Annotated in this window: 29 protein-coding genes; 26 read left to right on the top strand and 3 right to left on the bottom strand. The window is 48.0% G+C overall.

Annotated features, from left to right (window positions below):
* Window positions 1-359: 359 nt before the first annotated feature.
* From rppH to L2713_RS08895, 10 genes are all read left to right on the top strand, one after another.
* Entirely contained in the window at window positions 360-884 is a 525-nt protein-coding gene (gene rppH, locus L2713_RS08940) for an RNA pyrophosphohydrolase (RefSeq protein WP_011623615.1), read from the top strand.
* Window positions 885-907: 23 nt separating this feature from the next.
* Window positions 908-3,142 (top strand): phosphoenolpyruvate--protein phosphotransferase, encoded by a 2,235-nt coding sequence (ptsP, locus tag L2713_RS08935; RefSeq protein ID WP_089067261.1) that lies wholly within the window; start codon window positions 908-910, stop codon window positions 3,140-3,142.
* A gap of 58 nt (window positions 3,143-3,200) precedes the next feature.
* Window positions 3,201-4,001 (top strand): sulfite exporter TauE/SafE family protein, encoded by an 801-nt coding sequence (locus L2713_RS08930; protein WP_248967646.1) that lies wholly within the window; start codon window positions 3,201-3,203, stop codon window positions 3,999-4,001.
* Between the two features lie 45 nt (window positions 4,002-4,046).
* Window positions 4,047-4,853, top strand: a complete 807-nt coding sequence (gene lgt / locus L2713_RS08925; protein ID WP_011623612.1) for a prolipoprotein diacylglyceryl transferase — start codon at window positions 4,047-4,049, stop codon at window positions 4,851-4,853.
* Window positions 4,853-5,647 carry a thymidylate synthase gene (gene thyA / locus L2713_RS08920; RefSeq protein ID WP_248967645.1) on the top strand — a complete coding sequence of 265 codons (795 nt, stop codon included), beginning with the start codon at window positions 4,853-4,855 and terminating at the stop codon, window positions 5,645-5,647. Before lgt ends, thyA begins: the two co-directional genes overlap by 1 nt.
* A 117-nt stretch (window positions 5,648-5,764) precedes the next feature.
* Window positions 5,765-6,934: a Na+/H+ antiporter NhaA gene (gene nhaA / locus L2713_RS08915; RefSeq protein ID WP_089067264.1), complete on the top strand. Its 1,170-nt coding sequence runs from the start codon at window positions 5,765-5,767 to the stop codon at window positions 6,932-6,934.
* A gap of 2 nt (window positions 6,935-6,936) precedes the next feature.
* A complete protein-coding gene (locus tag L2713_RS08910) occupies window positions 6,937-7,323 on the top strand; it encodes a hypothetical protein (RefSeq protein WP_086903301.1) in 387 nt (128 codons plus the stop codon).
* Between the two features lie 95 nt (window positions 7,324-7,418).
* On the top strand, window positions 7,419-8,327 hold the full coding sequence (gene nhaR / locus L2713_RS08905; protein ID WP_086903346.1) for a transcriptional activator NhaR: 909 nt from the start codon (window positions 7,419-7,421) through the stop codon (window positions 8,325-8,327).
* 82 nt (window positions 8,328-8,409) lie between these two features.
* Window positions 8,410-8,658 (top strand): FAD assembly factor SdhE, encoded by a 249-nt coding sequence (locus L2713_RS08900; protein ID WP_109285503.1) that lies wholly within the window; start codon window positions 8,410-8,412, stop codon window positions 8,656-8,658.
* Window positions 8,639-9,079, top strand: coding sequence for a protein YgfX (locus tag L2713_RS08895; protein ID WP_248967644.1), 441 nt, complete (start codon window positions 8,639-8,641; stop codon window positions 9,077-9,079). Before L2713_RS08900 ends, L2713_RS08895 begins: the two co-directional genes overlap by 20 nt.
* Before the next feature lie 103 nt (window positions 9,080-9,182).
* Here L2713_RS08895 and nadB read toward each other — a convergent pair whose 3' ends face one another.
* On the bottom strand, window positions 9,183-10,796 hold the full coding sequence (nadB, locus tag L2713_RS08890; RefSeq protein WP_086903302.1) for an L-aspartate oxidase: 1,614 nt from the start codon (window positions 10,794-10,796) through the stop codon (window positions 9,183-9,185).
* A gap of 189 nt (window positions 10,797-10,985) precedes the next feature.
* Between nadB and rpoE the strand changes: the two genes are divergently transcribed.
* The 12 genes from rpoE to L2713_RS08830 all read left to right on the top strand — a co-directional run bounded on the left by rpoE (window position 10,986) and on the right by L2713_RS08830 (window position 21,064).
* Window positions 10,986-11,564, top strand: a complete 579-nt coding sequence (gene rpoE / locus L2713_RS08885; RefSeq protein WP_011623604.1) for an RNA polymerase sigma factor RpoE — start codon at window positions 10,986-10,988, stop codon at window positions 11,562-11,564.
* A 26-nt stretch (window positions 11,565-11,590) separates the two neighbouring features.
* On the top strand, window positions 11,591-12,214 hold the full coding sequence (locus L2713_RS08880) for a sigma-E factor negative regulatory protein (protein ID WP_088210499.1): 624 nt from the start codon (window positions 11,591-11,593) through the stop codon (window positions 12,212-12,214).
* Window positions 12,215-12,226: 12 nt separating this feature from the next.
* Entirely contained in the window at window positions 12,227-13,159 is a 933-nt protein-coding gene (locus tag L2713_RS08875) for a MucB/RseB C-terminal domain-containing protein (protein WP_011717876.1), read from the top strand.
* A gap of 11 nt (window positions 13,160-13,170) precedes the next feature.
* Window positions 13,171-13,644, top strand: a complete 474-nt coding sequence (locus L2713_RS08870; RefSeq protein ID WP_248967643.1) for a SoxR reducing system RseC family protein — start codon at window positions 13,171-13,173, stop codon at window positions 13,642-13,644.
* 167 nt (window positions 13,645-13,811) lie between these two features.
* A complete protein-coding gene (gene lepA / locus L2713_RS08865) occupies window positions 13,812-15,602 on the top strand; it encodes a translation elongation factor 4 (RefSeq protein WP_011717874.1) in 1,791 nt (596 codons plus the stop codon).
* A 179-nt stretch (window positions 15,603-15,781) separates the two neighbouring features.
* Window positions 15,782-16,699 carry a signal peptidase I gene (lepB, locus tag L2713_RS08860; RefSeq protein ID WP_089067266.1) on the top strand — a complete coding sequence of 306 codons (918 nt, stop codon included), beginning with the start codon at window positions 15,782-15,784 and terminating at the stop codon, window positions 16,697-16,699.
* A gap of 1 nt (window position 16,700) precedes the next feature.
* Complete coding sequence (rnc, locus tag L2713_RS08855; protein ID WP_011626882.1) at window positions 16,701-17,381, top strand: ribonuclease III; 681 nt, start codon at window positions 16,701-16,703, stop codon at window positions 17,379-17,381.
* Window positions 17,378-18,397 carry a GTPase Era gene (era, locus tag L2713_RS08850; RefSeq protein WP_011623597.1) on the top strand — a complete coding sequence of 340 codons (1,020 nt, stop codon included), beginning with the start codon at window positions 17,378-17,380 and terminating at the stop codon, window positions 18,395-18,397. The genes rnc and era overlap by 4 nt, the downstream gene beginning before the upstream one ends.
* A gap of 49 nt (window positions 18,398-18,446) precedes the next feature.
* A complete protein-coding gene (recO, locus tag L2713_RS08845; protein ID WP_248967642.1) occupies window positions 18,447-19,148 on the top strand; it encodes a DNA repair protein RecO in 702 nt (233 codons plus the stop codon).
* A gap of 89 nt (window positions 19,149-19,237) precedes the next feature.
* The gene (pdxJ, locus tag L2713_RS08840) at window positions 19,238-19,975 is read left to right on the top strand and encodes a pyridoxine 5'-phosphate synthase (protein WP_133178708.1); all 738 of its coding nucleotides are present in this window, start codon (window positions 19,238-19,240) and stop codon (window positions 19,973-19,975) included.
* A complete protein-coding gene (acpS, locus tag L2713_RS08835) occupies window positions 19,975-20,358 on the top strand; it encodes a holo-ACP synthase (RefSeq protein WP_248967641.1) in 384 nt (127 codons plus the stop codon). The genes pdxJ and acpS overlap by 1 nt, the downstream gene beginning before the upstream one ends.
* Window positions 20,359-20,527: 169 nt before the next feature.
* Complete coding sequence (locus L2713_RS08830; RefSeq protein WP_248967640.1) at window positions 20,528-21,064, top strand: Mpo1 family 2-hydroxy fatty acid dioxygenase; 537 nt, start codon at window positions 20,528-20,530, stop codon at window positions 21,062-21,064.
* Window positions 21,065-21,129: 65 nt separating this feature from the next.
* Here L2713_RS08830 and L2713_RS08825 read toward each other — a convergent pair whose 3' ends face one another.
* Complete coding sequence (locus tag L2713_RS08825; RefSeq protein WP_248967639.1) at window positions 21,130-22,401, bottom strand: HlyC/CorC family transporter; 1,272 nt, start codon at window positions 22,399-22,401, stop codon at window positions 21,130-21,132.
* Window positions 22,402-22,502: 101 nt separating this feature from the next.
* The gene (locus L2713_RS08820; RefSeq protein ID WP_011623590.1) at window positions 22,503-23,291 is read right to left on the bottom strand and encodes a cytochrome C assembly family protein; all 789 of its coding nucleotides are present in this window, start codon (window positions 23,289-23,291) and stop codon (window positions 22,503-22,505) included.
* A 288-nt stretch (window positions 23,292-23,579) separates the two neighbouring features.
* Here L2713_RS08820 and ffh point away from each other — a divergent pair, with 288 nt between their 5' ends.
* From ffh to trmD, 4 genes are all read left to right on the top strand, one after another.
* The gene (gene ffh, locus L2713_RS08815; protein WP_011623589.1) at window positions 23,580-24,953 is read left to right on the top strand and encodes a signal recognition particle protein; all 1,374 of its coding nucleotides are present in this window, start codon (window positions 23,580-23,582) and stop codon (window positions 24,951-24,953) included.
* A 218-nt stretch (window positions 24,954-25,171) separates the two neighbouring features.
* Window positions 25,172-25,420 (top strand): 30S ribosomal protein S16, encoded by a 249-nt coding sequence (gene rpsP / locus L2713_RS08810; RefSeq protein WP_011071566.1) that lies wholly within the window; start codon window positions 25,172-25,174, stop codon window positions 25,418-25,420.
* 20 nt (window positions 25,421-25,440) lie between these two features.
* Window positions 25,441-25,971 (top strand): ribosome maturation factor RimM, encoded by a 531-nt coding sequence (rimM, locus tag L2713_RS08805; protein WP_086903309.1) that lies wholly within the window; start codon window positions 25,441-25,443, stop codon window positions 25,969-25,971.
* 15 nt (window positions 25,972-25,986) lie between these two features.
* Window positions 25,987-26,733 (top strand): tRNA (guanosine(37)-N1)-methyltransferase TrmD, encoded by a 747-nt coding sequence (gene trmD, locus L2713_RS08800; protein WP_011623586.1) that lies wholly within the window; start codon window positions 25,987-25,989, stop codon window positions 26,731-26,733.
* The last annotated feature ends 20 nt before the right edge of the window (window positions 26,734-26,753 follow it).

The raw sequence follows: 26,753 nt of genomic DNA, 5'->3' as shown, positions 1-26,753 counted from the left end.
TCGGATGAAATCGCATAATTTGCATTAGGTCAAAAAGTGAGCTTTTTAGTTTTTAAGTCACATATTCTTACGCTGATTATATGTAACTTTATGATTTTAAATTTTTTATTTTATTTAAATAAGCAGGCTGTCATGAACGATATTTGATGTTTTTTGAACGATATACCTAGTTTACCCTAGTTTCAAACAGAGATATCCACAGAAAATGTGGATATCCCCAAGGTTGAAACCCTTGGATTGTTGATAAAGTAGTAAGTTGAGGGTATTTATCCAAAAAATAGCTGTAAATAGAGGTTTGCTGAGAGACTGGCTTTGTGAAACAATCGGTTTATTAAAAGTTATCCTTATTTGGAGTCCATGTGATTGATAGCGACGGCTTTCGCGCAAATGTGGGCATAATAATTTGTAATAGATACGGCCAAGTCATGTGGGCCAGACGATTCGGACAACATTCATGGCAATTTCCTCAGGGCGGCGTCGATGATGGTGAGACGGCAGAAGAGGCGATGTACCGTGAATTGTATGAGGAAGTAGGCTTAAGACCTGAGCATGTCACTATATTAACCTCGACCCGTTCTTGGTTGAGATATCGTTTACCTAAACGTTTAGTGAGGCAGGACAGCAAGCCTGTGTGTATCGGCCAAAAACAAAAATGGTTTCTGTTACAACTCAAAAGCCAAGATAGTGCGATTAATTTAAGTTCTTCAGGCCACCCTGAGTTTGACGATTGGCGTTGGGTAAGTTATTGGTATCCTGTGCGGCAAGTTGTCTCATTTAAGCGTGATGTTTATCGTAAGGTCATGAAAGAATTTGCGGTAACGGCATTGTCATTCCAAACCCAGGAAATTCCGAGGAAGCGGGTAAGACAAAGAACAACGGGCTGATTTTCAAAAGAGGATTGAAAACAGTGTTAAATACGCTCAGGGATATTACTCAAGCTGTGGCGTCCGCCCACAGCTTAGAAACCGCATTAGAAGTCCTAGTTTCATCGACCAAAGCGGCGATGGAAACCCAATGCTGCTCGGTCTACATCCTAGATCAGCAAGAACTCGTATTATCAGCCACCGATGGCCTCGAAAAGAGTGCCGTTGGGCGCGTGCGCATGCCGTTAACCCAAGGTTTGGTTGGCTTGGCTGCTGAACGCGAAGAAGCCGTAAACCTTGCCGATGCCCGTTTGCATCCACGCTTTAAACTCTTCCCCGAAGTCGCTGAAGAAGAATACCGTGCCTTTTTAGCCGTCCCGATTATTTATCAAAAAGCCGTAGTCGGCGTAATTGTGGTGCAGCAGGCCAGCGCGCGGCAATTTAGCGAAGGGGAAGAAGCCTTCTTAATGACCTTGGCCGCGCAGCTCGCGATGGCGATTAGAGGATTAAAGCAAAAGGCACAGGTCAGTTCGCTGCATCAACAGATTTTATTCCAGGGCACCTCAGCATCTAGCGGTATCGCTATTGCCCATGCCTTAGTACTCGGTGGCGAAATTTCCCTCGAGCAGCCCGATGTGCGCTGCGAGGATATCGCTCTCGAATCCAGCCGATTAGTGGCGGCGATGGGGCGTTGTAAAGAGGCAATCGGCGCCTTATCTCAGCGTTTCGACCGTGAGCAGGATGAAGAAGTAGCCTCAATATTCAATGCCTTGCAGCTGCTGCTCGATGATGCCAGCCTAGGTGGTGAATATGCCCGTGAAGTGCAGCAGGGCTGGGAAGCCGAATCGGCGGTCAGCCGAGTTTCGCTGCGTTATATTCAACAGTTTTTAGCGATGGAAGATCCCTACCTGAAGGAGCGGGCGAGCGATATTCGTGACCTTGGGCAAAAGGTATTAAGGCAGTTAATCGAACCAGAGCGTTTAGAGCTTGAGCCCGATAAGCCAGTGATTCTCGTTACCCGTGAAGCGGATGCCACATTGCTGGCGGAATTCCCCCGACAAAAATTAGCCGGTATTGTCACTGAACTGGGGGGCGTTAACTCCCATGCGGCCATTTTAGCGCGCGCACTGGGCGTACCCGCCATTACTGGCGTTGAGCAGTTGTTGTCGGCCGATATTGACCAGAAGCTGTTAGTGGTAAATGCCAGCCGTGGGCAATTAATGGTATCGCCATCGCCTGCCATTGTGAGCGAATATCGCAGTTTGATTTCGGCGCAAAAGGCGCTGCAACGCCAATACGCGCAGGAGTTAGCCCTGCCGTCGGTCATGCTCGATGGTACGCGAATTCGTTTGTATCTTAACGCTGGGTTACTCAGTGGTGTCGCCTCTGAAATCGCCGAAGGCGCCGATGGTATCGGGCTATATCGCACCGAAATTCCCTTTATGCTGCAGCAGCGTTTTCCGAGTGAGTCTGAGCAGGTAAAAGTCTATCAACAGGTGTTATCGGCGGCATCGGGTCGCCCTGTGGTGATGCGTACCTTAGACGTGGGGGGCGATAAGCCGCTGCCTTATTTCCCGATCAAAGAAGATAACCCCTTCCTCGGCTGGCGCGGTATCCGCTTATCATTGGATCATCCCGAACTGTTCCTCGTACAGCTAAGAGCGATGTTGCAAGCAGGCGGAGAGGGCAAACAGCTCAGTATATTACTGCCCATGGTCAGTAACTTAGATGAAATTGATCAATCCTTGGCCTATTTAGAACAGGCTTACGTTGAACTCAAGAACGATGTGAACAGCCAGATTGAAATGCCGCGCATTGGCATTATGCTCGAAGTTCCTGCGCTGTTGTATCAGTTGGATGAAGTCGCAAAACGCGTCGATTTTGTGTCGGTCGGTAGTAACGATTTGACCCAATATTTACTCGCGGTGGACCGTAACAACCCAAGGGTGAGTTCCCTGTTTGATAGTTATCATCCAGGCATTCTTCGTGCGCTGCATCAGGCTCGGCTCGATTGTGACTACCATGAACTCGATATTAGTATCTGTGGCGAGCTGGCGGGGGAACCCATGGGGGCGATTCTGTTGGTGGCGATGGGATACCAGCATTTGAGTATGAACCAAGGCAGTTTAGCGCGGATTAATTATCTGCTGCGCCGGGTGTCTCGCGCCGATTTGACGCAACTCTTGTCGCAGGCCTTGAGCCTATCAAACGGTTTTCAAGTGCGTGAGTTGGTTAAAGAATATTTAACACAGCAGGGATTGGCCACAATTCTTAATTAACTAATCGCGCCTTTTGCTTTAAGCTAAGGCTTCACTTAATCACGCTGTAGGTACCCGTGTGGATAGTTTGCTGTCGGTGTTCTTTATTTGCTTGGCTTTAGGCGCGTTTGTCGGTTTTATGGCGGGTTTATTGGGCATCGGTGGTGGCTTAATTGTCGTGCCCGCACTGCTTTATATCTTACCTTCTGTCGGTATCACTTCGGCTCAGTTACCCCATATTGCGATTGCCACATCCCTTGCGGCGATTATTTTAACCTCGATTTCTTCTGCAAGAGCGCACCATAAACGCGGTAATGTGCCCTGGGGATTATTTCGAACCATGTTCCCGGGGATTATTCTCGGCGCCTTGATGTCCGGCTTTATTGCCGAACAAATTCCGGCGGCGACCCTCAGACAAGGGTTTGCGGTATTTGTGATGTTAATGGCGATTCAAATGGCTTATCCCTTTAAAACCGAATCGAACCGAGAGCTACCAAACTCGATGATTTTGTTTGTGGTGGCCGTGATTGTGGCCGCGATTGCAGGATTAATGGGGATTGGCGGTGGCGTCTTGTTAGTGCCGTTTTTAACCTATTTTGGTTTGCAGATGCGCCTAGCGGTGGGATTTTCCGCCGCGACCGGATTATTAATCTCCTTGTCGGGCAGCTTAGGGTATATAATCGCGGGCTTTAACGCGCCGGATCTCCCTGAGGGAACCTTAGGGTATATCTATTTACCTGCGCTATTTGGCTTAATAATAACCTCAATTTTTATGGCTCCTGTAGGCGTTAAGGCGGCAAGCACTTGGCCTACCTCGGTCCTTAAAAAAATATTTGCACTTTTACTCCTGTGTGTCGGTCTCAAATTAATTCTGAGCTGATTTTTAGTGTTTAGCCCTCGATTTGAGGCTGTTGATGGATAAGTTATGGCATTGAATTTTCCCAATATCGATCCTGTGATCGTGAAGTTTGGTCCCTTTGATATTTTTGGACAAACCTTTGAACCCGCCCTGCGTTGGTATGGATTTACTTACTTAGTTGGCTTTGTCGCCGCCATGTGGTTACTCAATCGCCAGGCCGACCGCTCCAATGGTTTATGGTCAAGAGAACAGGTTTCCGATTTACTGTTTTATGGCTTTTTAGGGGTGATTTTAGGTGGCCGCATCGGCTACGTGCTCTTCTATCATTTCGATTATTTCCTCGCTAGCCCAATGTATTTGTTTAAGATTTCAGAAGGCGGCATGTCCTTCCACGGCGGTCTGATGGGGGTGATTACCGCCATGATTTATATCGCTTGGAAGCAAAAGCGTACCTTCTTTGCGGTCGCTGATATGGTAGCACCGGTTGTACCTATTGGCTTAGGTGCGGGCCGTATCGGTAACTTTATCAATGGTGAGTTATGGGGCCGAGTCACCGATGTCCCTTGGGCCATGGTGTTCCCAAGTGGTGGACCAGAACCTCGTCACCCATCACAACTCTATCAATTCGCCCTTGAAGGGGTCGCCTTATTCCTGCTCCTCTATTGGTTCAGTAAACGAACGAAGAAAGTCGGCGCCGTGTCGGGCATGTTCTTACTCGGATACGGGATTTTCCGTGTGATTGTTGAAACCGTAAGACAACCCGATGCGCAGTTAGGTCTCTACTGGGGCTTTATGACGATGGGGCAAATCTTATCTGTGCCGATGGTCCTCTTCGGTTTGTATCTCATTCTTCGTCCAGAGGGTAAGCAGTAATGCAACAGTATTTAGACTTGATGAAGCACATCTTAGCCGAAGGTGTGGATAAATCAGACCGTACCGGTACCGGCACTCGCTCGGTGTTTGGCTATCAAATGCGTTTCGATTTGAGTAAGGGCTTCCCCTTAGTGACCACCAAGAAGTGCCATATGCGCTCGATTATTCATGAGCTATTGTGGTTTCTGAAGGGCGATACCAATATTGCTTATCTGCGTGAGAATAAAGTCAGTATTTGGGATGAATGGGCGGATGAAAACGGCGATTTGGGCCCTGTCTATGGCGCGCAGTGGCGCAGCTGGCCGACCCAAAGTGGTGATGCTATCGACCAAATCGCTCAGGTGATTGAACAAATCAAATCTCAACCCGATTCTCGTCGTTTGATTGTTTCTGCGTGGAACGTGGGTGAACTGGATAAAATGGCGTTGGCACCTTGCCATGCCTTTTTCCAATTCTATGTTGCCGATGGCAAATTATCCTGTCAGCTGTACCAGCGTAGCTGTGATGTGTTCTTAGGCTTGCCTTTCAATATCGCCAGTTATGCGCTGCTGACCATGATGGTGGCACAGCAATGTGATTTAGCTTTGGGTGACTTTGTGTGGACGGGCGGCGATACCCACTTGTACTCCAACCATATGGAACAAACGGCGTTGCAGTTAAGCCGTGAGCCAAGACCCTTACCCACCATGACTATCCTGCGTAAACCTGCTTCAATCTTTGATTATCAATTCGAAGATTTCGAACTAACTCACTACGATCCACACCCGCATATCAAAGCGCCTGTCGCCGTTTAACGGCGAAATAATCGACTGATACCTCGGAATTGCCGAGGTATTTTGTCGAAACTATCGATTATACTTGTCAATTTTCTTCGTCTACACTCATTTCATTATGATTTTTTGGAGTGCAAGATGGAAAAAGCAATTAGAAATTTTCTGAGCCAGGAATCGGCTGGCGGCATCCTGTTATTGGTTGCTGTTGTCTTAGCCATGCTCATGGCCAACTCTCCTCTAGCGGGACTCTATCAAGGTTTTCTCGGAACTGAAGTACAAGTGCGTGTCGGCGCGCTCGATCTGCATAAGCCGCTATTGCTGTGGATTAACGATGGCCTGATGGCATTGTTTTTCTTACTGATTGGCTTAGAGGTAAAGCGTGAACTGTTAGAAGGCGCCTTATCCAGTGTGGCCCAGGCTTCACTGCCAACCTTTGCCGCGATTGGTGGTATGTTAGTGCCAGCAGGCATTTATCTGTTATTTAACTATGGCGATCCTGTGACCCAAGCTGGCTGGGCCATTCCTGCGGCCACCGATATTGCGTTTGCGTTAGGTATCATGGCGCTGCTAGGTAGCCGCGTGCCAGTGGCATTGAAGGTCTTCCTGTTGGCACTCGCCATTATTGATGACTTAGGTGTGATTGTGATTATTGCGCTCTTCTACAGCAGCGATCTCTCAACCATTAGCTTAGTGATTGCCAGCATTGCGATTGTCGGTTTAGTCGCCTTAAACCGTAAAGGTGTGACCGCATTAGCCCCCTATGGGGTATTAGGACTCGTTCTGTGGGTGGCGGTATTAAAGTCTGGCGTCCACGCGACTTTAGCCGGGGTGATTATTGCCTTCTGTATCCCTCTGCGGGCAAAGGATGGAAGTTCACCCTCTGAGCATTTAGAGCATAGCCTGCACCCTTGGAGCACCTTCCTTATCCTGCCAGTCTTTGCCTTTGCGAATGCGGGTGTGGCCATAGGTAACATGAGTTTGGACACTCTGATTTCCCCTGTACCTGTCGGGATTGCATTGGGACTCATGTTAGGTAAGCCGATTGGTGTGATGCTGTTTAGTTATGTGGCCGTCAAACTGAAGTTGGCGCAATTACCCGATGGGATTGGTTGGAAGCAGATTGCGCCTGTGGCGGCAATGTGTGGTATTGGTTTTACGATGTCGATGTTTATTGCCTCGCTGGCATTTGAGCAAGCAGACCCTATGTACGGCGACTTAGCGCGCCTTGGCACCTTGATAGGCTCAATTCTGGCGGCCTTGATCGGGTATTTCTGGTTATCAAAAGTGTTACCTAAAAAAGGAGTATAACTATGATAAATATGAAATTAGTAGGAGTGGCAGCACTGTTAACACTTTCTTCAAGCGCAATGGCTTCGCAGATTGATGCCTGTAACAAGGATGTCGCATCACAAACCTGTCAAAGCTACCTTGAGGGCATAGTCGATGGCGCGTTAATGTTTAAGTCTGAGGCATTAGGCGCAAGGCTTGAAACCAATGGCTATGAGTCTAGAGCGCTCAAGTATCGTGGCGGTAAACGTTTCCAAGAGGCGAATCGCACTTATTGCGCCAACCGTATTCCGGATAGAGACAGTTTAGTCTCTGGCGTAACGGAAGCGGTTAGCACGGGTACGGCAGCCGATTTAGAACAGTTGCAGGGAATTGTGGTTAACTTATTGGATTGTCAGCGTTTAAAATAGCGCTATCGACTCATCATTTGTTAAGCTGAGTCACTGCGATCCGACATACCGCAGCCTTTGAGGCTGCGGTATCCATTAGAGGAAGCTCATTGGCGATGCTGCATCTTAATTACAACCATCTGTATTATTTCTGGATGATCAAGAAGAAGGGCTCTGTGGCCAAGGCGGCCGAAGCCCTTTGTCTGACGCCTCAAACCATCACGGGGCAAATTCGCGCCCTTGAAGATCGCCTTAACGGTAGTCTATTCAAACGTGTCGGACGCAATTTAGAGGCGACGGAACTCGGTGAGTTGGTATTTCGCTACGCTGATAAGATGTTTTCCCTCAGTTATGAGATGCTCGATTTACTCAACTATCAAAAAGATGATGCCATTTTATTTGAAGTGGGTATTGCCGATGCCTTGTCTAAAGCCTTAGCGAGTCGCGTATTACTTTCTGTGGTGCCCAATGACGGCTCTATGCACCTTGCCTGTTATGAAGCGACCCACGAAAGTTTAATGACCCGTTTACGCGAGCATAAACTGGATATGATCCTCTCGGACTGTGCGGGTGAGTCATTGAAATATCCTGAGATTTTATCGAAAAAACTGGGTGAGTGTGGCGTGAGCTTTTTCTCCGCTGAAACCTACAGCGCCGATTTCCCGGCTTGTTTAGAACAAGCACAATTGCTGATCCCCGGTCGTAGAACATCGCTTGGGCAACAATTATACCGTTGGTTCGATGAACAAAATCTTAAGGTGAGCATCCTAGGTGAGTTTGACGATGCGGCGATGATGAAGGCCTTTGGCTACCTGAAACGCGGGATCTTCGTTACGCCGTCGGTTTACCCTCAAGAGGTGATTTCCCATGGCATGCATCTCCTAGGTGAAACCTTAGATGTGAAGGAAGAATACCATGTGATGTTTGCCGAGCGGATGATCCAACATCCCGCGGTGAAACGTTTATTAGAGACGGATTTCAGTGATTTATTTGCCGGATTAGACAGCCAAGTTCAGCGGTGTTAAACCGAGTTTCAATACTGCTTGCATCGACACTCTACGGCGTGAACTGGTAAACTAAGGCGAAATTAGTTTTGGGAGAATTAACTTGGAGTTAATGAACATTGCACGGGTCCGCTGGGCATGTCGCCGCGGAATGCTCGAATTGGACGTCTTGTTCCAGCCTTTCGTCGAAAATGTTTATCAGGATTTGTCGGATGAAGACAAGGCCCTATTCATTCGTTTACTCGAGTGTGAAGACCCTGAATTATTTGCATGGTTTATGGGTCATGAAGCCTGTCCCGATGCAGAGCTTGCCCGCATGGTAGTACAAGTCCGTGGCAGAGCGGCGCCATAGTTTTAGCGTAAAAGCCTCTTGCGACCAACGACTCTCGTTGGTCGTTTTTGTTTGTGTCTGCAGTACTTCGTTACTTATCTGGCCTGAAACGGATGTCGTATTTTGGCTTGTGCTTAAGTTGGTCTTCGCCGTTTTAATCCTCGGATTCTTGGGCTATCAGTTATGGCGACTGAGAACTTGGCATTGCCGTTTTGAGCTTAATGGAAAAGGGGAAGGTTGGCTATCGACGGGGGAGGCGTTTCATGTGCTCCCCAGAACTTGGGTAACGCCCTTTGTTTGCTTGGTTTATTATCAGTCCGCCGATAAGTTGTATCTTTTGCCCCTTTGGGCCGATATGTTTAGTGATAAGAATTACCGCCACTTATGCCGACTCTTACTTAAGGTTAAAACTCAAGCGACGAGTCAAGGTGAGTCCCTTTAATTCAACTCTGAGTTGGTAAGTTTAATCCATTCACTCAACCTAAATAAAACGGGCTAAATCTGAGTAGATTTAGCCCGTTAAATGTGTCACTTAAGCAACTCGGTTATTTTTCAGGTTGCAGAATCGTTGGTTGCGGTGAGTCTACCTTCTCGGGATGGTCGATATTGTAGTGCAGACCACGGCTCTCTTTACGATCCATCGCGCAGCGGATAATCAGCTCCGCCACTTGCACTAAGTTACGCAGTTCCAGCAGGTTATTACTGACCCTGAAGTTGCTGTAATACTCTTGGATTTCCTGTTGCAACATCAGGCAGCGGCGCAATGCACGCTCCAAGCGTTTATCCGAGCGGACAATCCCCACATAATCCCACATAAAGAGGCGCAGTTCGTGCCAGTTGTGGGCAATCACCACTTCTTCATCGGAGTTGGACACTTTACTCTCGTCCCACGCCGGAATTTGCCCCGGTAATGGAATTTTGTGCATTTGGCTCTCAATATCCTGCGATGCAGCGCGAGCAAATACCAAGCACTCGAGCAGCGAGTTACTCGCCAAGCGGTTTGCACCATGTAAGCCGGTATAGGCTACTTCACCGATGGCATAGAGACCGTTGAGGTCGGTTTGGCCATGCAAGTCCGTCATTACACCACCACAGGTATAGTGGGCGGCAGGCACCACAGGAATGGCATCCTTAGTGATATCAATGCCCAGTTCCAAACAGCGACTGTAAATTGTTGGGAAGTGCTTGATGATAAAGTCGCTGTCTTTATGGCTGATGTCTAAGTAGACGCAATCGGCACCTAAACGCTTCATCTCGTAGTCGATGGCGCGGGCCACGATATCGCGGGGCGCGAGTTCGGCGCGCTCGTCAAAGTCAGGCATAAAGCGGCTGCCATCGGGGCGACGTAAATAAGCTCCTTCACCGCGCAGGGCTTCGGTCAGTAGGAAGTTACGCGCATCAGCATGGTAAAGGCAGGTTGGATGGAATTGATTAAATTCCATGTTGGCCACACGGCAACCTGCGCGCCACGCCATGGCAATGCCATCACCACTCGCCACATCGGGGTTTGAGGTGTATTGGTAGACCTTAGAGCTACCGCCTGTTGCTAATGCGACAAATTTTGCCTTAATGGTTTCGACCTGCTCGGCATTACGGTTCCATACATAAGCGCCTAACACGCGATTGCCGGGGCGATTTAATTTACGGGTGGTGATAAGGTCGATGGCGTTGTAACGTTCTAAAACTTGAATATTGGGATGGGCGAGGGCGCGTTCTTGCAGCGTGGTTTGCACTTCTTTGCCCGTCGCATCTGCGGCATGCAGAATGCGTCTATGGCTGTGGCCGCCTTCGCGGGTCAAATGATAAGGTGCGTCTTTGGCATTATCGCCAGCGGTTTCTTCTTTATCGAATGCCACGCCACATTCAATTAACCATTGCATGGCGCTCTTGGCGTTTTCAGCGGTAAAAGTTACCACTTCTTTATCGCACAAGCCGGCACCGGCCACTAAGGTATCGGCCACATGGGATTCGATGGTGTCACTTTCATCGAACACGGAGGCGATACCGCCTTGGGCGTAGTATGTCGACCCTTCGGAGAGTGGGCCTTTTGAGAGCAGAATTACGTTTGCTTTTTCAGCAAGATGCAAAGCTAGTGTCAGACCTGCGGCACCGCTACCTATGACTAATATGTCAGATTGGTGTTCAACTACTTGTTTCATCGGGTATCATGCTATGACTGAGAGTGCCATCTATGGTAAACCAACTCACCGATTATGGGTACTTTCCTTTTAACCTTACTTTTTTTGTATAATTCTTAGAACTTTTTCAAAGCACGCTAGTCTACATAAGTGAATATGATTCGAGCGACTGAGAAATCAGCATTTTAGATTTGGGAGAAGTCGGCTCGGATGAGTGGACAAATAAGTGATCAACAATTAGTTGAGCGCGTACAACGGGGAGATAAAAACGCTTTTAACCTGTTGGTGCTTAAATATCAGAGTAAAGTAGTGAGCTTGATTTCACGCTATGTGCGTAACCAAGCCGACGTTACCGATGTGGCACAGGAAGCGTTTATCAAAGCTTATCGAGCTTTGCCAAACTTTCGCGGAGAAAGTGCGTTTTATACCTGGTTGTACCGTATAGCCGTGAACACGGCTAAGAATTACCTCGTGTCACAGGGGCGCAGAGCGCCTGCAAATGATGTGGATGCCGAGGATGCCGAATACTACGAAGGCAGTGATGCGCTAAAGGAGTTTGCCTCCCCAGAGCGACTAATGTTATCGGACGAAATCAAAAAAGTGGTTTTCGAGACATTAGAAACCTTGCCGGAAGAATTACGTATGGCGATTTCGCTACGTGAACTCGATGGGATGAGTTACGAGGATATTGCCATCATCATGGATTGCCCTGTGGGGACTGTAAGATCTCGCATCTTCCGCGCCCGTGAAGCAATCGATAAAAAACTCCAGCCATTACTGGAAGAGTAACACCCTTAAATTTAGACAGGTGAACAATGGATAAATTAGGTCAAGAATGGGTATCTGCCGCTGTCGATGGAGAGACAGATCTGCAGACTATGGCAGAACTTGCTGCCGATACGCATTCACATAATAAATGGCGTAACTATCATGTGATAGGTGATGCTATGCGGGGTGAATTGCCCCAGGCTATGGCGTTAGACCTTTCCGCCAGTATTGCAGCTGCAATCGAACTTGAGCCTGCCATTGTCTCGCCTCAAGTGAGCGCACCTGAAGTTACAGCGGCTCCACAGCAAGTCGCCGTCAATGCTGGCCAAAGCCGCGTTGTGCCGTTATTCAAACAGTTTGGTCAGTATGCGATTGCCGCTACTGTGGCCATGTTCGCCATCGTCGGCGTTCAGAACTTTAACCAAACAGCTGATGATGCCGCGTCGCCATCGCCAGTGCTCATTACCCGTCCCCTGGTTGGTAGTGCATCGCCAGTGAGCTTACAGACAGGTCCTGTGCAGCAAAATCAGAGCTACACTAATGACCAAATGAATGAGCAACGTCGCCGAATTAACACTTATATTCAGGACCATATGTTGCAACAACGATTGAATACGGGTGCCGTTGTAGAAGACAATAGCGAGGTTATTCCCGTTCCTGTCAATCAGTAGTAAGGAGTTAACTTGCGTCTAATCCTGTTGGCTTTGTTAGCCTTGGTATTCCCTGCAGTGGCGCAGGAAGATATGCCTGCCAAAGTCTGGCTTGAGAAAATGAGCCAGGCTTTAAAAGAGAAAGAGTTTAAAGCATCGATTATACAACTTCAGGCCGACCATATTCGGCCTTTGGTTTATCTTCACGGTAAGGTGAATAATCAAGAAGTTGCGTTTCTTGAGTACCTCAATGGCCCGCCAAAAAATGCGGTCAGAGTGGGCAATCGAGTCACCTTTATCGAACACGATCAACCCGCCTATAGCATCCTTTCTAATCATATTCAGGGCGTATGGCCTGCGGCTTTCTCGTCAAAGATGAGTGATTTAGAAGTGGGTTATCAGTTTGTACTCGGTGGTCGTACGCGTATTGCGGGACGTCCCGGTCAAATGATCCGTTTACTGCCAAATGATGAGTACCGTTACGGTTTCCAAATTTGGCTGGATATGGACACCTATCTGCCCCTCAGATACGACATGCTGACTCAAGATAAACAATTACTTGAACAGTTGATGGTGATTGAGCTTATTGAGTTAAATGAGCCGCCATCGATTTTACAGGAAGCCTATAAGCAAGAATGGCCAGCGGTTATCGATCAGGCTGAACGCCAAGATGGACAAAATTGGCAGTTTTCTTGGTTACCAGCAGGATTTAGTGTTGTGGTGCGTGATCACCACCGTTTGATTGGCAGTCACGAGGCGGTTGAATATATTGCCTTAACCGATGGCTTAGCCAGTATTTCTGTCTATGTCGCACGAGCAGGTTCCACGCCATTACCCGAAGAGTTAATCACTCGTAATGGCTTGTCTTTGGTATCTGAAAAAGTGGGTAACGCCGAAGTAGTTGCCGTGGGTAAAGTACCGACAGAAACCTTGGCCCGTATCGCAAAAAGTCTGATGTTAGAATAAGGCCTCCTATCATGATGGAAGAAGTTGCGCGGGTTATCGCCTGCGATAATCAAGGTTGGCTGACCGTCGAGGTTGAGCTTAAAAGTACTTGCAAGAGCTGCAGCAGTAGCGAGTCTTGTGGTACGTCGGCTGTGGCTCAGGCTTTTTCGGCAAAGACACAACAATTCTCCATTCAAAGTGAACGAAACTGCGAGGTTGGCGAACTGCTAAAGCTCGGTTTGCCAGAGAGCGTGATCCTGAAAGCGGCGGCCTTAGTTTATTTGATGCCGCTGCTTGGTTTATTTGCTGGCGCGGTATTTGGCCAGTTTTTCGCAGGTTTATTGGAAATCAATTCGGATCTCAGTGCGATAGCCTTTGCTGCCTTAGGTGCGTTAGCCGCTTGGTTCTTTGGAAAGCACAAGGCAAAACAACTCGAAGTCGATTCGCAACCTGTCATTTTGGCTTATTTAGGCTCAGGGATCAGTTTAGAAAAATTACCCGTTTAATTTCATATTGTTATTGATTTTAATCTGGCAATAAACTTCCGCTGAGAGCCACATTTTCCGACTTAAAGAGAAGGATGAGTGAATCTGATTGGTATTGAAACCGCAATCAGGTACAATTTCGCACCTTTGAACCGTATCCATTTTTCAGTATTAGTCATAGCAGCATAATGAAACACATTAGAAACTTCTCAATTATTGCCCATATCGACCATGGTAAATCGACGCTATCAGATCGTCTGATTCAGGTTTGTGGCGGGTTAAGCGACCGTGAAATGGATGCGCAAGTTCTTGATTCTATGGATCTAGAGCGTGAGCGCGGTATCACGATTAAGGCCCAGAGCGTCACGTTGGAATACAAAGCCAAAAATGGCGAAACTTACCAACTTAACTTTATTGATACCCCAGGCCACGTTGACTTTTCCTATGAAGTATCTCGTTCATTAGCCGCCTGTGAGGGTGCGCTGCTCGTGGTGGATGCGGGTCAAGGCGTTGAAGCTCAAACGCTCGCGAACTGTTACACCGCGCTGGATATGAATCTGGACGTGGTACCTATCCTCAACAAAATCGATTTACCCCAAGCCGATCCTGAGCGCGTAGCCGCTGAGATTGAAGACATCGTGGGTATCGATGCGATGAACGCTGTCCGTTGCTCGGCCAAAACCGGCGTGGGTATTGACGAAGTATTAGAAGTCATCGTCGATCAAATTCCACCGCCAGAAGGCGATCCAGAGGCGCCGCTACAAGCGCTTATTATCGACTCTTGGTTTGATAGCTACTTAGGCGTTGTTTCTCTGGTACGTATTAAAAACGGCGTGCTGAAGAAAGGTGACAAGTTTAAGGTGATGTCTACCGGACAAAACCACACTGCAGACCGCGTGGGTATTTTCACACCTAAACAAACCGATAAAACCGAGCTGAAAACCGGTGAAGTAGGTTTCGTTATCGCGGGTATTAAAGAAATTCACGGTGCACCTGTGGGAGATACCTTGACGCTGGCTAAGCATGGCGCTGAAAAGCCATTACCCGGCTTTAAGAAAGTGAAGCCTCAGGTTTACGCCGGTGTGTTCCCAATTTCTACCGATGAATATGAAAACTTCCGCGATGCGCTGAACAAACTCAGCCTCAACGATGCGTCATTGTTCTTCGAACCTGAAAGTTCATCAGCACTGGGTTTTGGTTTCCGTATTGGCTATTTAGGCCTGCTCCACATGGAAATCATTCAAGAACGTTTAGAGCGTGAATACGATCTTGACCTAATCACGACGGCACCAACCGTAGTGTATGAAGTGCTGTTGACCAGTGGTGAAACCATCTATGTTGATAACCCAGCAGACTTGCCGGCGATTAACAACATTGAAGAGATGCGTGAGCCTATCGTTGAAGCTAACATTCTGGTGCCAAAAGAATACTTAGGTAACGTGATTACCCTGTGTATCGAAAAACGTGGTACCCAAGTGAACATGGTTTACCACGGTAATCAAGTGGCCGTGACTTACCACCTGCCAATGGCAGAAGTGGTGATGGACTTCTTCGACCGCTTAAAATCGACCAGCCGTGGTTATGCATCGTTAGAATACAACTTCATCCGCTTCGATCCTGCGGACATGGTGCGCTTAGACATTCTGATCAACGGCGACCGCGTAGACGCATTGGCGATGATTATTCACCGTTCAAACATTCGTCACCGTGGTTTAGCGTTGGTTGAGAAGATGAAGGAGCTGATCCCACGTCAGATGTTTGATATCGCGATTCAAGCCGCTGTTGGCAGCCAAATTATTGCCCGTTCTACCGTAAAAGCCCTACGTAAAGACGTAACGGCGAAGTGTTACGGTGGTGACGTTTCCCGTAAGAAGAAACTCTTGAATAAACAAAAAGAGGGTAAAAAACGGATGAAACAAGTGGGTAACGTTGAGGTGCCGCAAGAGGCGTTCTTAGCGGTACTTAAGCTAAACGAGTAACACTCGAGATAACACAATTTAGCTATTATTGCGCCGCAGTTTGCGGCGCTTTACTTAGCTTATCGTATGTTTTGTGGTGTTTTTTTAGAAATACGGTAAGTTAACTAAAGTTCGCGAGTCGAAATACAATAGTCGCTGAGTTTGGATCTTTACATTTCAAGGCAGGAGTTCAATAAGCAATGGCAGCCTATTTTTCCATTATTTTAGTGCTAGTCACCCTGATTTCAGGGCTGATCTGGTTAATCGATGTGCTGGTCTTTGCGCCTAAACGCCGCGAAAGCTTAGCCTTAGCTAAGGCTTCTCAGGCTAATTTAACCGAGGAAGCCGAATATAACATCATCCGCGAACCCACAGTGGTTGAAACCGCGCATTCCATCTTCCCTGTGATTGCCTTCGTGTTGATCCTGCGCTCGTTTATTTACGAACCATTCCAAATTCCCTCAGGCTCTATGATGCCAACCCTATTAGTGGGTGACTTTATTCTGGTGGAAAAGTTTAGCTATGGCCTAAAAGATCCCGTATGGCGCACTAAACTGATTGAAACGGGCGAGCCGAAACGTGGCGATGTGATTGTGTTTAAATACCCTGAGAACCCTCAGATTGACTACATCAAGCGCGTGGTGGGTTTACCGGGCGATAGGATTATTTACCGCAATAAGCAGTTGATGATCCAAAAAGCCTGTGGCGCAGAGCAAACTAATTGTCCAGAGCCAGAACTGGTGGCGCGTACCGAAATCAGCCGTGGTGATTTCAGCCAAGATGGTGTGCCATTAATTCGTTTTAAAGAGCAACTCGGTGAAGTGGCCCACGATATTTTAATCAATCCAAGCCGCCCCGATATGCTGGGATACTTCAAGCGTGAAGCTAACTTACCCGCGGGTGAGTTCCTTGTACCCGAAGGACATTATTTTGCGATGGGTGACAACCGCGATAACAGTACCGACAGCCGTTTCTGGGGCTTTGTCCCAGAAGAGAATCTTGTCGGCAAAGCGGTCGCTATCTGGATTAGTTTTGAGTTTGACCGTTCTAAAGCCGACTTCCTGCCAACTTGGGTGCCAAGTGGAGTACGTTTTGAACGAGTAGGTGGAATTCACTAGTATGGAACCGATTAAAAATTTGCCCCGTTTGTGCCGTACTTTGGGTTATGAGTTCAAGAATCTTGAGCTTCTGACCCAAGCGTTGACCCACAGAAGTGCGGCAAATAAGCACAACGAGCGGTTAGAGTTTTTAGGCGATTCGATTTTATCGATTGTGATTTCAGACGCCTTATACCATCAGTTTCCTAAGGCGACTGAGGGTGACTTGAGCAGGATGCGCGCCACCTTAGTGCGTGGTGATACGCTCACCTTGATTGCTAAGGCCTTTAAGCTTGGGGATTATTTATTCTTAGGCCCCGGCGAGTTAAAGAGTGGTGGTTTTAGACGTGAGTCTATCTTGGCCGATGCGGTCGAGGCGATTATCGGCGCAATCTACTTAGATTCCGATCTCGAAGTGTGCCGTAAGCTGTTACTGCATTGGTACGCTGAGCGTTTGGCCGAGATCCAACCGGGCGTGAATCAAAAAGACGCTAAAACCTTACTGCAAGAATATTTACAAGGGTTAAAGAAGCCGCTACCCGATTACCAAGTAATCAATATAGAAGGCGATGCCCACGATCAAACATTCACCGTTGAATGTCGTATAGATGACTTGAGCGAAAGCGTGATTGGCGTAGCGAGTTCGCGCCGCAAAGCCGAGCAGATTGCCGCGGCTCAAGTATTGGAGTTACTGAAGAAATGACCAAAAAAACAGACTTGCCAGCTGTCGATGCCGCTAACGCGAGCAATGAGCCGAGCTTAGATGAATTACTGGCAAGGATGAATGCGGCGAGCGCGGCGGCGCCGTCTGTACACTATGATGTGACCTACTGTGGCATGGTGGCCATTATTGGTCGCCCTAACGTGGGAAAATCGACCCTCCTGAACCGTTTGCTTGGGCAAAAGATCAGTATTACCTCGAAAAAACCGCAAACGACGCGTCATCGCATCATGGGTATCCATACCGATGGTCCACGCCAAATCGTGTTTATCGACACACCGGGTCTGCATATTGAAGAGCAGCGTGCGATTAACCGTCTGATGAACCGTGCGGCGGCGAGCTCGCTTGCCGATGTGTCTATGGTGATTTTTGTGGTCGATGGTATGACATGGACCGCCGATGATGAGATGGTATTAAGCAAACTTCGCCGTGGCGGTGAAGAGCGTAAAACCGTTTTAGCTATCAATAAAGTCGATAATATCAAAGACAAAGAAGCTCTTTTCCCTTATTTGGAAGAAGTCGCCAAGAAGTATCCCTTCGATGAGATCCTGCCGATTTCAGCCAGTAAGGGCACCAACGTTAAGCGCATTTTAGAGATGGCGGCAGAGTCTCTGCCCGAGAATCCCTTCTTCTTTCCAGAAGATTATGTGACCGACCGTTCGCAACGTTTTATGGCTTCTGAAATTGTCCGTGAAAAACTGATGCGCTTTTTAGGTGATGAATTGCCCTATGATGCGACGGTTGAAATCGAGCAGTTTAAGATGATGGAAAACGGCGTTTATCAAATCAACGCCCTGATCTTGGTCGAGCGTGAAGGCCAAAAGCGGATGGTGATTGGTAGCAAAGGTGAGCGCATTCGTACCATCGCCACGCAAGCGCGCCTCGATATGGAAACCTTGTTTGATAACAAAGTGTTCCTCGAGGTGTGGGTGAAGGTCAAATCCGGTTGGGCCGATGATGAACGCGCCCTGCGAAGCTTAGGTTACGGTGACGATTAATCGTTACTGATAATAGGCCGAGCCTGATCATGAACGAGCGCGCAGACCGATGAAACGGGGCTATGTTTTGCATCATCGCCCTTACCGGGAGTCTAGCGCGCTGGTGAATCTCTTGGTTGACGGTATTGGTCGTGTCGATGTCGTCGCGCGAGTTGGGAGCGGTAAACGCTCCATCAAAAGTATCCTCCAGCCCTTTCAGCCGCTGATTTTTGAATTTAGCGGTAAATCTGAACTCAAAAACATCAGCCAAATTGAAGCGGCCGCGCCAGCCGTGCCTTTATCGGGTTATAGCCTGTATGCTGGCATGTATATCAATGAGTTGCTGATGCGAACCTTGTCGGTTCACCATAATGCCGAGGCGTTATTTCTCATCTACCACCAAGCCTTAGTAGGACTTGCGGCGCAGTTTTGTGAGTCGAAGCTGCGGTACCTTGAGCTGGCGCTCTTGCGGGAACTTGGGGCCATGCCATCCCTTATTCGCGATACCCAAGGCGAACCGCTGATCCCTGAACATTACTATCAACTCGTGCCAGAACTGGGTTTTCAATTTGTGCTGAACAGCAGGGCAAAGCATACCTATCAAGGCGCGATGTTAACCGCGCTTAACGATAATCAATTGTTGCAAGAGCAGTTTCTAGAGGCTAAACGGTTAATGCGCTCTATGCTGCAACCCCTGCTCGGAAACAAGCCGCTGGTGAGTCGGCAGTTGTTTATTCAAGCGACAGCCTCTAACAGAGATGGGAATAATTAGCCCTAGCTCCTGTTTTTTACTGTCTGTCCCAGTACAATAGGGCGCAAATTAGCGTTAATTCTAGCCTTACAAACATAAAGGAGTTCCCGATGAGCCGTATCTTATTGGGTGTTAATATCGACCATATTGCGACCCTGCGTCAGGCTCGTGGCACCAGTTATCCTGATCCTGTCCATGCGGCGGCGGTTGCCGAGCATGCGGGAGCCGACGGTATCACGATTCATTTACGGGAAGACAGACGTCATATTATCGACCGCGATGTGTATCTGCTGGCAAAAACCTTAAAGACGCGGATGAACTTTGAGTGTGCCGTGACTGAAGAAATGCTCAACATCGCCTGCGAAGTCAAACCAACCTACGTTTGTTTAGTCCCTGAAAAACGTCAAGAAGTGACGACTGAAGGCGGTTTAGATGTGGCTGGTCAACTCGATAAAATCACTGCTGCTGTTAGCCGTTTAGCCGCCAATGGTATTCAAGTGTCACTGTTTATTGATGCCGATAAGACGCAAATCGATGCCGCAGTCGCCTCTGGCGCGCCACTTATCGAAATCCATACCGGTTGCTATGCCGACGCTAAAACAGCTGAGGAAGAGGCCAAAGAACTTGCGCGTATCAGCGAAATGGCGAAATACGCCCACGGTAAGGGCTTAGTCGTGAATGCGGGCCACGGGCTGCATTATCACAATGTTAAGCCTATTGCGGCGATCCCAGAGCTGTATGAACTCAACATTGGCCATGCCATTGTCGCGCGTGCGGCCATTGATGGCTTAGCGACAGCGGTTAAAGACATGAAAGCGCTGATGTTAGAAGGTCGTCGAGGCGAATAATGGCAATCGTTGGGCTTGGCACTGACATAGTTGAAATCGAGCGCATCACGGCTCATGTGACACGTTCCGGCGATAAACTGGCTAAACGTGTACTGACAGAGGCTGAGTTCGAAATCTATCAACAGCATAGCCAACCGAGCCGTTATTTGGCGAAACGTTTTGCCGCCAAAGAAGCCGCAGCTAAGGCCTTGGGGACGGGGATTGGTCGAGGGGTATCTTTTCAGCATATCCATATCGGGAATACACCCGATGGTGCGCCGACGATTGATTTTACACAGGGGGCGCAGCAGCGCTTAGCTTTGCTCAACGGCGTGGTGGGACACATTTCAATCGCCGATGAAAAATCCTACGCCATTGCGACGGTTATCCTCGAATCGCGCTAGTTTCTAACCCATTAGCACAAAGGGAGCCTTAGCTCCCTTTTTTATTGCGTAAAATGCGTGGCAACATTTTTGTTACTTTTTTCTGTTCAGTTTCGCATTTTTGGGCTAGGTTAGGTCAAAAGTGGTATCTAGACACTAATGTGCAGGGACACAGCAAAAGGAGCCCCAGATGAAATCCGCCGTAGAGCAGCTATCAACCTATAAGAGTGTGCATTTAAATCAGCGCAACATACTTACCCATTTCGTTGGTATTCCATTGATTATATGGTCTGCTTTCCTATTGCTGGCGACTATCCGTATTCCACTTGGCAGTGCGGGTGATGTGAGTTTAGGTGTGATTTTAGGGGCAGGAGTGCTGGTTTATTATTTTCGCTTACATGCAAAGTTAGCGATTGGCCTAGCTTTATTTATCGCCCCCGTCGTTTATACCACTGAACTCATGGCAGACTCTCCCAACGCCTTCTGGTTGGCTATATCGGTATTTATCGTGGGATGGATTTTCCAGTTAATTGGCCATCAATACGAAAAGGCCAAACCCGCTTTTGTGGACGATTTAAACCAACTGCTAATTGGTCCGTTCTTCTTGATGGCCGAAGTGTATTTTATCTTGGGGTTAGAAAAGGCGTTAGATGCCGAGATTACACCTATTGCTATCGAGAAGCGTCGAGCACTCGAAGCACGTCTAAAGACGCAAAGCGTTAAATAATTTCTTGGGGGAGAAGGAAATCGGCTGATTCCATTTGGATTCAGCCGATTTTTTATCTGGGAACGTTAGCGTGGCGACTGATAATGCTGTGGAATGATACGTACTGTTTTGACCATATTGTCAGCAACTTCAATCACTTCTAAAGGATAACCGGCTAGACGAAGGCTAGTGTTCTCGGCGGGGATATCCTCTAAATACTCTAAGATCAGGCCATTGAGGGTTTTGGGGCCATCGGTTGGGAAATCCCATTTCATTTCTTTATTCAAATCACGGATAGTGATACTGGCATCGACTAAGTAGCTTCCATCTTGCTGGGCGGTAATGTCTTCACTCGGTGTGGCCAGCATAGAGGTGGTGAAGTCACCGACAATTTCTTCGAGAATATCTTCGAGTGTCACCAATCCTTGGATATCACCGTATTCATCGACCACTAGGCCGATACGCTCTTTATTGTGCTGAAAGTTGGCTAATTGCACATTGAGCGGTGTTCCCTCGGGAATAAAGTAAAGTTCTTTTACCGCACGTAGCAATGAGGACTTACTGAACTGCTCTTTCGATTGCAGGCGCAGCGCGTCACGCAGATGAATAAAGCCGACGGCATCGTCAATAGTATCGCGGTAAACCAGTACACGAGTATGTGGACTTTGGATAACTTGACGATTGATATACTTAAAATCATCGTTGACGTTAATCGCGTAAATATCCGAGCGCGGCACCATGATGTCCTCTACGGTGACTTTCTCTAAATCCAAGATTGATAACAACATCTCTTGGTGGCGTTGGGGGATCAAGGCGCCAGCTTCGTGTACGACCGTCCTTAACTCTTCTTGACTGAGTGCATCGCTGCTGCTGATGGTTTTGATGCCGAAGAGGCGCAGTATGCCTGTGGTTATCCAGTTAACGCTGGTGACGACATAGGCAAAAATCGTTGATAGACCAATGAGTAAAATACTCGATGGGAAGGCAATGCGTTCAGGGTTTAAGGCGGCGATAGTTTTGGGGGTGACTTCGGCAAAGACCAATACGACTAAGGTCAGTACTCCTGTGGCGACCGCGACACCTAAATCGCCCCAAAGACGCATGCCAATAATGGTCGCAATGGCCGAGGCGAGAATATTAACCAGGTTATTGCCTATCAGAATTAAGCCAATTAAGCGGTCTGGTCGTTCGAGTAACTTGAGGGCACGTATGGCACCTTTATGGCCGTTTGAGGCGAGATGTCTTAACCGATAGCGGTTAAGGGTCATCATGGCGGTTTCAGAACCTGAAAAGTAGGCAGAACAAAGGATAAGCACTAGTAAGAAAATGAGGAGTGCGCTTGTCGATATAGCGTCCAAAAATAGGCTCCAATCAGGCCGATAAGTTTAAGTTGATACCGAGAAATAAACGGGGTGTCAAGTCAGCTCAGGGAATAAGCGCCTAAGCTGACTTGAAATTATTAACTAAGAATTAACTCTTTGACAATCCGAGCGCCAAAATAAGCTAAGGATAACAAGGTCGCGCCGGTTAAGGTGTAAATGACCGCGGTGCGAATTTTACAGCCGACCCAATACTGCTGCCATAGCATGGCGATATACACAAACCACGCGATGATAGACAGAATCGCTTTATGGCCTTTGCCATCGGCAAACATATCATCGAGGAAGATAAAGCCAGTGGCGAGGGATAAACTCAATAAAATTACGCCAATAATTACAAGATGATAGAGCTGCTTTTCTACCGTCATCAGCGGCGGAATGCCTGGGCTTAACATTAATTGTTTTTTCTTGAGTTTATTTTGGATCATCGCGAGCTGAATCGCGTACAGGGCGGCGATCATCAGGGCGCTGTATGCCATGAGAGAGAGCACAACGTGGGCCAAAACCTCAGGGTACAGCTCAAAGTGAGTAATAAACTTAGGCGGCAATAACCAGAGTAGGGCTACAGAGAGCACAGAACAGGCGTAAACCACGGGCACAACCACAATCACTTTTAGCCTAAACATCATCACGGTAAAGGTGAAGGCGATAATCCAGTTCACTAACGAGATCACATTAGTGAGGCTGAAGTTTTGTCCATCTGTCGTAAACATCGCTTGAGAAAGGGCGGCTGCGTGCAAAATCACGGCAATGGCGGCGACACCGGCAACGGCCTTTCGATTAGGACCTTCAGGGTGGAACAGTCGACTTGTCACTAATACCAATGCAATGCAATAAAAAAACATGGCTGAGGCAGAAAAAATGACCATGGGTAATTAACCTATTTGTGTTGTTAATGGTGCCTTGAAAACGGGGCATACAGATCAATATTTTGCCTAGAATAACATGAGCTGTCGGCAAATGGGCAGTGACATAAGTTGCAAAATTTAGCAGATTCTTATTGTTAGACGTAAATAGTCGTAGGCGAATCGCAAAATATGACCTAAAGCAGGTTAGTTGCCGAAGTTAACGCAAGTAGGGCATAGCAGTAGCATAATACGCCCGCATCGTTATAATACAGCCCATTAATCGAGATCCTAAAGGTATAGAGCAGGACGATGTTTGAGAATCTAACCGACAGACTGTCACGCACGCTGAAGAATATCAGTGGCCGTGGTCGCTTAACCGAAGAAAACGTTAAGGAAACCCTGCGCGAAGTGCGTATGGCGCTGCTGGAGGCCGATGTTGCCCTGCCTGTGGTGCGTGAATTCGTTAACAATGTAAAAGAACGTGCCGTTGGTCAGGAAGTGGCGAAGAGCTTAAGTCCTGGTCAAGCCTTTATTAAGATTGTTCAAAGTGAACTTGAAAAATCCATGGGCGAGGCAAACCAAGCTCTGGATTTAGCCACTCAGCCGCCAGCCGTGGTGATGATGGCAGGTCTTCAAGGCGCGGGTAAAACGACCAGCGTTGCCAAACTGGGTAAATTGCTGCGTACACGCCATAAAAAATCAGTATTAGTCGTCAGTGCCGACGTTTATCGTCCTGCGGCGATTAAACAGCTTGAAACCTTAGCGACCGAAGTCGATGTGGAGTTCTTCCCATCGGATGTGAGCCAAAAGCCAATCGATATCGCCAAGGCGGCCATTGCCCACGCTAAACTCAAATTTATCGATGTGGTGATCCTCGACACCGCGGGTCGCCTGCACGTCGATGAAGCCATGATGGATGAGATCAAGGCGCTGCACGCGGCGGTTAAACCGATTGAGACACTGTTCGTGGTCGATGCCATGACAGGTCAAGACGCGGCAAACACGGCCAAAGCCTTTAACGAAGCGCTGCCGCTCACCGGTGTGATTTTAACTAAGGTCGACGGTGATGCGCGCGGTGGTGCGGCATTATCGATTCGCCACATTACCGGCAAGCCGATTAAATTCCTCGGTGTCGGCGAGAAGACCGATGCCCTAGAGCCTTTCCATCCAGACCGTATCGCCTCACGTATTCTCGGCATGGGCGACGTATTATCGCTTATCGAAGAAGTTGAACGCGGTGTTGATAAAGACAAGGCGATGAAGCTGGCTTCTAAAGTGAAGCAGGGCGGCAGTTTTGATCTTGAAGATTTCCGCGAGCAGCTACAGCAGATGAAAAACATGGGCGGCATGATGAGCATGATTGAAAAGCTGCCCGGTGTGGGTCAATTGCCACCGGATGCCTTAGCGCAAATCCAAGACGGTAAAATGACCCGTCAAATGGAAGCCATCATTAACTCAATGACGGCGAAAGAGCGTAAAAACCCAGATTTAATCAAGGGTTCACGCAAACGCCGTATCGCAGCAGGCTCTGGTACGCAAATTCAAGACGTGAACCGTTTATTGAAACAGTTTACCCAAATGCAAAAGATGATGAAAAAGATGTCGGCCAAGGGCGGCATCCAGAAGATGATGCGCGGAATGCGTGGAATGATGCCTGGCGGCATGAAATTTCCTGGCCGTTAATTCCAGCGATTTTCATCAAAGTTGATGTTTTATCAGTTGGTTGATTCTATTTGAAATGAGGCGGGCAATCCTAAGGCAGGTTTAATAATCGCCAGATTTGGTTGCATTCGTTGAAAAGTCAGGTAAAATCTTCCGGCTTTCTATCTGGGACTCTTCGCGAACACGGGGTTCCAGTTTTTATTTTTGCTTCAAGCAAATCATTAGAGGATTGAAAACGCATGGTTACCATTCGTTTAGCTCGTGGTGGCGCTAAAAAGCGTCCATTTTACAACATCGTTGTTGCTGACAGCCGTAACGCTCGTGACGGTCGTTTCATTGAGCGTGTTGGTTTCTTCAACCCATTGGCTCGTGGCCAAGAAGAAACTTTACGTTTAGACCTAGCTCGTGTTGAGCACTGGGTTGCGAACGGCGCTGCGACAACTGATCGCGTAGCAAAATTGATCAAAGACGCTAAAGCAGCTGCTTAATAGCGTTAAGGTATAGATTGATGAGCAGTAACCAACAGCCAGTCGTACTGGGGAAATTAGGCTCCTGTCATGGCATTAAAGGTTGGCTGAAAATCACCGCCTATACCGATTCTGTTGAAGGTATCTTTGACTATTCACCTTGGCTTATTAAAGAAAATGGTGAATGGCGCGAAGTAAAAGTCATTCAGTGGCGTTACCAAGGCAAGGCGGTTGTCGCCGAGCTTGAAGGTGTCACCACGCGGGAGCGAGCACAAATGCTCACCAATTGCGAAATTGGGATCCTGCCAGAGCAGATGAACGCATTGCCAGAAGACGAGTTCTATTGGCGTGACCTCATCGGTTGTGAAGTGATTAATACTAATGGCTATAACATGGGTGTTGTCGATCAAATCGTGGAAACCGGTTCGAACGATGTGCTCTTAGTGAAAGCCAACGCGAAAGATAGCTTCGGCAAAGTGGAGCGTATGCTTCCCTTTGTCCCAGGGCAATTCATCTTAAAGGTGGATGTCCAAGGTAAACAGATTTTAGTGGATTGGGATCCTGACTTTTAAGTCGAGGTACAACATATGTGGTTAGGGGTAATAACCCTGTTCCCAGAAATGTTTCGTGCCGTAACAGACTTTGGGGTTACGGGTCGTGCCGTGAAGAACGGTCTGCTTGAGTTGCACACGTGGAATCCTCGCGATTTCACACATGATAGACACAGTACGGTAGATGACAGGCCTTACGGCGGTGGTCCCGGTATGTTGATGATGGTGCAACCCTTACGCGATGCCATCCATGCTGCGAAAGCGGCGGCAGGCGAAGAGGCAAAGGTGATTTACTTGTCACCTCAAGGACGCAAGCTGGATCAGCAAGGCGTCACTGAGTTGGCTGAATCATCCCGGTTGATTCTGGTGTGTGGTCGATACGAAGGTATTGATGAACGCATCATTCAAACGGAAGTGGATGAAGAATGGTCGGTTGGGGATTACGTGCTTTCGGGCGGCGAATTACCCGCAATGACCTTGATAGATGCAGTATCGAGATTGGTTCCTGGCGTGCTAGGAAAACAAGCTTCGGCGGAGCAAGATTCTTTCTCCGACGGTTTACTGGACTGTCCTCATTACACGCGCCCTGAAAGCTTAGATGGACTCGATGTACCCGCAGTACTGCTAAGTGGCAACCACGAACAAATTAGACTCTGGCGTTTGCAGCAAAGCCTTGGTAGGACTTTTCTAAGACGGCCAGAATTATTTGAAAATCTAGCTCTGACTGACGAACAATCGACTCTTTTAGCGCAGTTCGTTGAAGCAATGGACAAGAATGCTTAGTCGTAGCTCAGTTAATTCTA

This window comes from Shewanella seohaensis (assembly GCF_023283775.1).
Lineage (GTDB): Bacteria > Pseudomonadota > Gammaproteobacteria > Enterobacterales > Shewanellaceae > Shewanella > Shewanella seohaensis.
Note: the sequence above shows the minus strand (reverse complement) of the source record. Positions and strands in the feature narration are given on the sequence as shown.